The sequence below is a fragment of the Crocosphaera sp. Alani8 genome, from assembly GCF_038442745.1.
Classification (GTDB): Bacteria; Cyanobacteriota; Cyanobacteriia; order Cyanobacteriales; family Microcystaceae; genus Crocosphaera.
In genome coordinates this window covers 1-3,034 of the sequence record NZ_JARVCN010000362.1, presented here as the reverse complement: position 1 = coordinate 3,034, position 3,034 = coordinate 1, and the positions used below count along the sequence as shown (strand labels likewise).

General features: G+C 39.7%; 3 protein-coding genes. All 3 read left to right on the top strand.

Annotation, left to right across the window (positions count from 1 at the left end; genetic code table 11):
• Nucleotides 1-552: 552 nt before the first annotated feature.
• Nucleotides 553-1,134 (top strand): PepSY domain-containing protein, encoded by a 582-nt coding sequence (locus P9B04_RS18515; protein ID WP_342056454.1) that lies wholly within the window; start codon nucleotides 553-555, stop codon nucleotides 1,132-1,134.
• Between the two features lie 51 nt (nucleotides 1,135-1,185).
• Nucleotides 1,186-2,571, top strand: a complete 1,386-nt coding sequence (locus P9B04_RS18510) for a hypothetical protein (protein ID WP_342056453.1) — start codon at nucleotides 1,186-1,188, stop codon at nucleotides 2,569-2,571.
• 119 nt (nucleotides 2,572-2,690) lie between these two features.
• Nucleotides 2,691-3,026 (top strand): EF-hand domain-containing protein, encoded by a 336-nt coding sequence (locus P9B04_RS18505; RefSeq protein WP_342056452.1) that lies wholly within the window; start codon nucleotides 2,691-2,693, stop codon nucleotides 3,024-3,026.
• The last annotated feature ends 8 nt before the right edge of the window (nucleotides 3,027-3,034 follow it).

Here is a 3,034-nt window from a genome sequence, read left to right as displayed (position 1 = left end):
CATTTCATCCCCATGTCTGAAGCCAGGGGCTTTCATGCTCCGATTTTCGGTAATTAAGGTGTCCCGCACTGTGACGATACGAAATAACCCACTGATAATTTCCCTTGGGGGTGACATTATAAAACCAAAGATAATAAAGGTTATGGCATAAAAGGCAATAATATTCAGAATGGTATTATCACAAAGGGGTTGGATAGAATGTTTAAAATTTTTTATTTTGTTCTTTCTTCTGGAAAAGTTTTTGAAATTCATATATTTGTGAGCGATTAATTATGAAATTTTCGTTCAAATCCTCCTAGTCATAAGAATTGATTATGCTCTTTATGGACTAAAATATCAAATTATAAAGACAAGTTAAAACAAATTTTTCTTAACCTCAGACACTAAAAAAACTCCTATAATTTCATATAATAAGGCAAAAAATTTTTATACCAGTTCTCAGTACTTGTGAGATAGAACGTTGTTTCATTCACTGTATGAGTTGTACTGTCTGTCTCAAAATTTTGCCGAAAACTTGATCCAAAGTCTATTTGTGGAGGCTATGTAGGTAACATGAAATCACAACTGATTGCTCTATTTTCAGCTTTTTCGTTTTTCAGCACCATTGGGCTGAGTTCCTGCGGTACACAATCAAACAATACTACGACCCCGACTGCTCAAGAACCCGCTACAACAGTTGAAGAGACCACACCGGTCCGTGAGGGAGCCGAGAGTTCTGTCCCAGGTGCCGTGTCGAGAGAAGAGGCAGAACAAGTTGCACTCGAGGCAGTAGGTTCCGGTCAAGTAACTTGGAGCGCGCCAGAGGAAGATCGTGGGGCAGCTTGGGAAGTGGAAATCACTCAAGCGGATGGTAGCGAAGTTGATGTACTTGTGGCCCCTGATGGAACGGTTATTAAGCAAGTTGAGAAAGCTGGTAGCGGTCCTGCACTCTCAGGCCCAGGTCCTATCCCAGCGGACGGTGTCATATCAGAGGATGAAGCCAAACAAGCCGCACTCGACTACCTTGGAGAAGGGCAAGTCACTTGGATTAGTCGAGAGGACGAACGAGGAGCCACCTGGGAAGTGGAGATTACTCGCCCTAACGGAAGCGAACTTGATGTGCTGGTAGCTGGTGACGGAACTATTGTTCAATAAGCCATTTCTTGGGTTAATTGACCTAAGATATTTGTAGTAGTTTAAAAAATTATGACTTTAAACCCCGAAAAAAATAGCAATTCTCAATGGCGATTAAATCCAGGTTTTTTAAAAGAAAGCGGCTCAAACTTAGAATCAACTTTAATTCTATTTGGCCGTTTTTTAGCTGACCGCAGTTCCGAAGACCCCTTGCCTGAAAAAAGTTTTTTTACCGCTCAAGGAACATTTGAATGGGGTCAAGAACCTCCCTTAGAAAAAGTAATTAATTCCTCAGAAGATTGGGAATTTTTACTAAAAAATCCCCGTTTATTTCGCCAGTCAATATTTATTATTGAACCTTGGGAACACGTAGGTATTAACGACCTCAATGAGTCAGTAAGGGCCTCCAAAAATGTTGCTTTTATTACTCAGAAAATAGCCGATTGTGACTCCATTTTATTACCTGTTTGGCACACGGGAACCCTTAACCTTGACTCGGTAATACCCATACTTTCTGGAAGTATGGCCGTTATCGTTGAGGGGGGAAACGCTTCCGCTCATGACCCCAGTGAATGGACTCATCCCAACTGCTCAAGGGATGACATAATGGGTTTAGTTGAAAAGCTTATTCTGTCACGTTCTCCCCAGAGCGCACCTGTGATTATGATTTGTGTAGGTCATCAACTAGCAGCTGAAGCTCATACCAGTCTGCTCAAAAAAGTTACCGAAGCAGTGCTAAATACAGAATTTCTTCTCGGTGACAAAGAAGAAGAAGCATTAATTTCCCTGAAGACAGTTTGCCAAAAAATTCGCTCTATTGGTGAAACTCTTCAGATAGAAAAGCGAGATGGTAGAATCGTTGCCAATGGTTGGCATGATAGTAATTTTTCAGTGGTTCTCAATGAAGATAAGGAAATTGGAGAACGTCATTTATTGCCTTATAAAACCCCTAGTGCTAGACGATCAAAAATTCCGATTGAGTTGCTCGAAGCTCATAAACTTATGGCTGATGAATACGAAGGTGTAATTGATCGTATGATTTTAGAACATGGACGTGATGTGGCAATTTCTATGTTTCACTATGATGAAGTGAACGAAGAAGCAATTCTTTTTGCTAATTGGGCTTACATCGCCTTATATAATGCTATTGTTCCTCATCGATATGTCATCGCCGGTAGCCATCTTTCTTGGTTATTAGAGTTACCCTATTCAGTAGAAATTTTAGCTTCAACTGAAGCTAACGGGGAAATCTTAACGGAATGTTCTTGTACTTGTATTAACTATAAAGATTTTGAAACTAAAAAAGTTCGTCGTTCTTTTACTTGTCAGTTTCACCCAGAACTTTTGCATGATTTAAGAGAAATTGGCCAACGTCCCGAACCTTCTTATGCTGAACTTAAACAGAGTGATGGCATTCGATTATTAATTAGATTACCTTATGAAGGAATGCAGGAATAAATAATCTGTTCCCCGTTCCCCGTTCCCTGTTCCCCAAAGTGATAACTTTTTGTACCTTATCAAGTCGCAATTTGCTGTAGGATATATGAAAAATAAATTTAGAGGATGTTGTACCGCTCATGTTTACCCCAATTAGAGAAACAAAATTAAAGCATTTATTTAAAATTTTAGATCGTAATCATGACGGGATACTAACCCAAAAGGATTTTGAGCAAGTTATCCATGAAATCACCACAATAAGAGAATGGAAATGGGGAACTCCTGAATACGAAGAACTTCATTTTTTTTGGATGGGTTTTTGCGATCGCTTACAAGTTTGGGCAGATAGAAATGGCGATGGAAAAATTACAGAAGCTGAATGGTTATGGTATTTAGAACAAATGCTAGATCGTTTTGAAGCGTCCTATATTAAACGAAGCTTCTCAAAAAGTCTGGGGGGACTCGCCGAAAGTTAGGGGACAAA